The following is a 5,022-nucleotide window of genomic DNA, read 5'->3' as shown; positions in this document are numbered from 1 at the left end:
CCCCCTCCCTCACCCCACCACCCGAAGAACACTCTCCCCGGCCTCTTACCCGCTGGATCTAGTTAACTACGCTTTGTAGCAACGGGAAAGGCAGATCCTCGGCCGTGCGCCCGAGCAGACGGGACGGCTGACCAGCCGCCTCACCGTCCGGCACGGCGGGCGGACACTGCTGGACCAGCACACCGCCTACGGTCCCGGGGCCCCCGGCTGGGACGGCCCCGCCGTCCTCGGCCCCCACCGTGCTGTCGGCCAACTCCTCGTCATCGACCCCGCCTACCAAGACCGCCCGTCCGACACCCGACTCCTCGACGACCTCCCAACGCAGGCACACGGCGTCATCACCCCGCTCCCCGGCCCGGGCGTCCTTCTCACCGCCGTGGCCCGGGATGCGGGCGGGCTCCGCCAATGTCTCGACGCCGCACTGCAGAACCTCGGCCTCCGCGACGACTGAGAACGCCGGAGCCAGGGCCGAGGGGAAGTCGATAGTGGGGACGTCGCAGGTGGACATGAGCAGGCGGTCCTGAGGACCATGTGCCCACCGCCTGCGGGGCGGTGGGCGCAAGATCGGGTTGGGGGTCCGGAGGCGGCGCGGACGCTATGTCATCTGCCGGTCACGCACGGCTACCTCACCTCGGTCGCCGCGCTGACCTGCCCGTGGCCAACCAGGAGCGCCTCTGTTCGTGGCCACTTCGACGACGGGCGTGAGCCGCCGGGAAGTTGCCGATCACCCCACCTTGCTTGTGTTTGGGTAGGTACTTACCCTAACTAGAGGTAGGTACCTACCTCAAGGTCTGTATGGAGGAGTGGAGTGAATTGATTGCAGTCCACGCACCTGAAAAGATCCCCGCTGTGCCCAACCAGCCCAGCTATGGACGCCGCAAGCGCGGTCTGCTGTTCTGGGACGACGACTTCGAGTCGAGCAAGTACGCCACTGAGAAGATGGGCAGCAGCCCAAACCCTCAGTTCGAGGAGTTCCTGGCCTGGTTCATGCGACGGCCCGGAGCGGAACTGCCCGAGCGTCCAACGCAGGAGCTCATCGATGAGGCCGATGCCTACTGGGCGGAGCGGAAGGCGCGGATCCGCGAGAGGGCGCTCTCGATCAAGTGCCCATCATGTGGTGTCGAGCGCGGGCTCTGTATGCGAGGCAAGGGTAAGGGCAAACACCCGACCGAGGAGATTCACATGCCTCGTGTCATCAAGGCGACGAAGGAGCTCGACAGCGAGGCCAAAGGCCAGGCTGAGGACAGCGCGGCATCCGCTGACGAGTAACCGGCATCGTTCCGCTGCGCCGGGGAGCGTCGTTGTTGCGTTCCGGTCTTGGTCGGTCCTTCACCGTTGATTGGCCACGTCAGCCTGAGGGTTCCGCTTGCCCGATCAGTCCCACGAACCTGTGGGATGGCGAACGATGACTTCGCTTCTGTCATGCAACCCCTGCGAGGCTCATCGACGGGGACTGAACAGCACGGGCGCCGGAGGGTGGTCAAGCCGCCGGCAGGTGGCTTGACCACCCGAGCGGCCGTGCTTGGGTCCCCTCGTCGATGAGGCCCCGCAGGGAAGTTGCACCACCACAGCGTCGTGGCCTCGACTTCTCGTGCTCACCAACCTGGACTCCACCAGAGGCCTGCTGTGCAAATAGAATCAATTGTCATAGGGCGCTCCTATAGTTCCGTCCATAGCGAGGGCGCCGTCCTACGGGGCGGAGCGGACCGTTTCGTCGGTCAGCTCAGGGACAGACGCGCGTGGACGCCTCCAGGGCCGCTCCGCTCGTGGGCGCTTCCGTCCGCCTCGGTCGATCTCGACTCACGGTGGAGGCGATGGCCAGGCGGTGTCGGCTGGAAACGCTGAACACACCCTTGGGTGATGATTCGCGGAGCTCCCCGATGTCATACAGCGAGCGTCGAAGGCGTTACGGCGGCGCGGTAAATCGAAATTATCACCGGCTCGCGCTACCAGAGAGGAGCGTTTCTCAACAAAGCCACTTCCTGTGGAATTAGCTGCACCTGAAACAGTAAGGAGGATTGATGGGCGTATACAAGAAATGCTCATGTCGGGACCCGAAGAATGGGCGACTTCTAGGCAAAAAATGCCCCAAACGAGATAAACGTGGGCACGGTAAGTGGTATGCGCGCTACGAAGCTCCGCGTACCACCGATGGTCGGCGACGTCAGCCCTGGATCGGCCCCGTACGACACCGAGAAGGAATGCAAGAAGGAGCTCGCGAGGATTCTCAGTCAAGAGATCGATGTCGCGCACGAGATCGACCGAAAGATCACCCTCGGTGATTACCTTGAGAAACGCCATGCATGGCGGGTGTCGGAAGCTCAAGCTGGTACTGGGCTCAAGCGCAGAACACTCGCGACCGATCGCGAGATCATCGACCTCTACCTCAAACCCGGTCTCGGCCATCTGAAGCTGGTCAAAGTGACCGACCAGCGCATCCGGGACCTCTACGCCGCCATCCGGATGATCAACCGCACTGAAGGCGAACGGCTCCCGGAGATCCTGCGCCGATTGCTCCAAGCCCGCGCGGTCAAGCAGCGGGACGGCAGCATGTACTCCAATCGCCCGGTGTCGGACGCGCGCATCAGGCGCATCCATGCCGTTCTCACCGGAGCGCTGAACGACGCGGTGACCCTCGACAAGATCCTGCTTGCCAACCCTGCGCGTGGCGTGCTGAGGAGCAGGGGCGGCGGGCGCAAGGCCCGCAAACGCCCCCTGCTGTGGACCGACGAACGCGTGGCCCATTGGCTGATCACCGGGCAGGTTCCGGCGAAGGTCATGGTATGGACCCCCGTCCAGTGTGGCGTTCCTCGATTTCAGCCAGGACGATCGGCTGTACCCCCTGTGGCACCTGGCCGCCTACTGGGGCATGCGCCGCGGCGAACTGATCGGCCTGGAACGACCGGACCTCAGCATCGCCCGCCGCCGCCTGGAGGTCCGTCATTCGCAACCAGACGACGAGGATGAGACTGACGACGTCAAATCTGCCGCCTCCGACCGCTTCGTCGTCTTCGATCAGACGACGGCAGAGGTCCTGAGTGCGTGGCTCAAACGGCAACTCGAAGAACGCGTAGCGTGGGGCGAGGGGTGGACCGACTCGGGCCGAGTGCTCACCTATGAGGACGGCAGGGCAGTACGCCCCGACTACGTCACCCGCCGTTTCGGCATGCTCGTCGGGCGTTACCAGGCGTGCTGCCGCAAACATCGCGATGGCTGGAGCGTGGAGAAGATCGCCCGTCGCCACCGCATCACCACAGACTTGGTCCGCCTGGCGGTGAACGGACCGGAGCTTCCGCCGGTTCGGTTCCATAATCTGCGACACGGATCGGCGACGATGCTGCTAGCAGCCGGTGTGCCGATGAAGGTCGTCAGCGATGTGCTCGGCCACGCGTCCGAGTCCTTCACCTCCGACGTGTACACGGTAGTCGCCGAGGAACTCGCCGAGCAGGCCGCCGCCAGCATCGCGGCGTTCGTGCCGCGCCGGAACCGCACCACGACCGCATGTTCCATCAGCGGCGGATCTGGGCCCTCCGAGACGACGAAGGGAGCCCACGCGTATCGCATGAACTCCCTGGTCAGAGTGGCGGAGGATCGGGGATTTGAACCCCGGATGGGCTTGCACCCAAACCGCATTAGCAGTGCGGCGCCATAGACCGGACTAGGCGAATCCTCCAGTAGCCGTCAGGCCCAGACAGGTTACCGGTTCGGCGCACCAACCGGCAAAGTCTGGCCCCGTGGGTCCCAGCAGCATAGTCGGAGACGGCGCTGCTGCGCGAAGATGACGGGTCGGCGTTCCGCTCCCGAGGCCGCGGGAGCGGATCGCCGATGGTCAGCCCAGCCGGAAGGCGCTGTACCCGCACGCCTCGGCCAGGTCGTTGCCGTGCTGCTGCATGGCGGCGGTGTCCGGCATGCCGCCGGACATGTCGCCGGAGCTGAGCTTCCGCAGCAACTCGGCCGTCTTGTCGAGGTCGCCCGCGAACGCGGTCGCGGCGGTCTCGACGTCGCCGCCGGCGTTCTGGCCTTCGGCGCGCACCTTGGCCGCCGTGTCGGAGAACTTCTGGGCCGTCGACGAGGCGCCGCTGGGCGACGTCATCGACGTGCTGCCCGTGGTGAAGGACCGGAGCTCCTTCTCGATGTTCTTGCACGCGGTCGTCTTCTTGCCGCCGGCGATGGCGTCGACCGCGCCACAGCCCGTGGAACCGAGCAACAGGCCACCGACGGCGAGAACGCCGACCAGCTTGGTGGCGGACATGCGCATGAGGATTCTCCTTCAGGGGGATGGGCTTCGGACGAGCGTAACCTCGCGCGTCACACTCGTCACAGATACCACTTTGGCGTAACAAGGGCACGAGGGGTTCCGTGACTCAAGTCACGCTCGCGCAACGATGTGTCGGCCAATCGATTCGCGGTCAGGTCGGCGGAGCCGGTACAGTTGGGCCCGGCAAGCACCCGTAGCTCAACGGATAGAGCATCTGACTACGGATCAGAAGGTTAGGGGTTCGAATCCCTTCGGGTGCGCACATTTTGCAGGCCCCTTCCGGTCCCGGAGGGGGCCTCCGTCATGCTGGACGTCCGAGGCTGCCTGATCGCCAAGGGCGGCTGGTGGCGGTGGACCGTGGTCGGCGGGTGATCGCGGCTATCGAGGGCCGGGTGCCGTTCGCTTTGACCTTCTGATCCGTAGTCAGATGCTTAACGGTATGTGACTCGGACGGTTGTGCCTCTGGACGGTTCCGAGAAGAGTTCGGCTCGTCCGCCGTGGGCGGCGGCTATGGCGGCGACGATGGGGAGGCCCAGGCCGGCTCCGGGGGAGTTCTGGTCGGTGCGGTGGAAGCGTTCAAAGGCGCGGGCGGCGGCCTCGGGGGACATGCCCGGACCCCTGTCGGTCACTTCGATCAGGCCTGGGGCGAGGTGGATCGTCGCGGGTGTTCCGGGGGGTGTGTGGGTTCGGACGTTGGCCAGGAGGTTGGCCAGGACCTGGCGGATCCGGGATTCGTCGACGGTCGCGATCAGGGAGTCGGGGGC

5 protein-coding genes and 2 tRNA genes are annotated in these 5,022 nt (G+C 65.3%); 3 read left to right on the top strand and 4 right to left on the bottom strand.

Annotation, left to right across the window (positions count from 1 at the left end; genetic code table 11):
* Positions 1-58: 58 nt before the first annotated feature.
* A complete protein-coding gene (locus E1264_RS40000; protein WP_132182358.1) occupies positions 59-508 on the bottom strand; it encodes a hypothetical protein in 450 nt (149 codons plus the stop codon).
* Positions 509-795: 287 nt separating this feature from the next.
* Here E1264_RS40000 and E1264_RS39995 point away from each other — a divergent pair, with 287 nt between their 5' ends.
* Both E1264_RS39995 and E1264_RS45750 read left to right on the top strand, forming a co-directional pair.
* Positions 796-1,269 carry a hypothetical protein gene (locus E1264_RS39995; protein ID WP_132182356.1) on the top strand — a complete coding sequence of 158 codons (474 nt, stop codon included), beginning with the start codon at positions 796-798 and terminating at the stop codon, positions 1,267-1,269.
* 882 nt (positions 1,270-2,151) lie between these two features.
* Positions 2,152-2,967, top strand: coding sequence for a hypothetical protein (locus tag E1264_RS45750; protein ID WP_243711463.1), 816 nt, complete (start codon positions 2,152-2,154; stop codon positions 2,965-2,967).
* Between the two features lie 614 nt (positions 2,968-3,581).
* Here E1264_RS45750 and E1264_RS39985 read toward each other — a convergent pair.
* Positions 3,582-3,673 (bottom strand) — tRNA-Ser (locus E1264_RS39985).
* Positions 3,674-3,829: 156 nt separating this feature from the next.
* On the bottom strand, positions 3,830-4,258 hold the full coding sequence (locus E1264_RS39980; RefSeq protein WP_132182354.1) for a hypothetical protein: 429 nt from the start codon (positions 4,256-4,258) through the stop codon (positions 3,830-3,832).
* 187 nt (positions 4,259-4,445) lie between these two features.
* On the opposite strand from E1264_RS39980, the gene E1264_RS39975 reads away from it, so the two are divergent.
* Positions 4,446-4,518, top strand: a tRNA-Arg gene (locus E1264_RS39975).
* Positions 4,519-4,689: 171 nt separating this feature from the next.
* Here the strand turns inward: E1264_RS39975 and E1264_RS39970 are convergent.
* On the bottom strand, positions 4,690-5,022 hold a 333-nt coding region (locus E1264_RS39970; protein WP_132182352.1), incomplete at its 5' end, for a sensor histidine kinase.

The sequence above is a fragment of the Actinomadura sp. KC216 genome (assembly GCF_004348535.1).
Classification (GTDB): Bacteria; Actinomycetota; Actinomycetes; order Streptosporangiales; family Streptosporangiaceae; genus Spirillospora.
The sequence above is the reverse complement of the archived record's forward strand: the minus strand, read 5'-3'. Positions and strand labels throughout refer to the sequence as shown.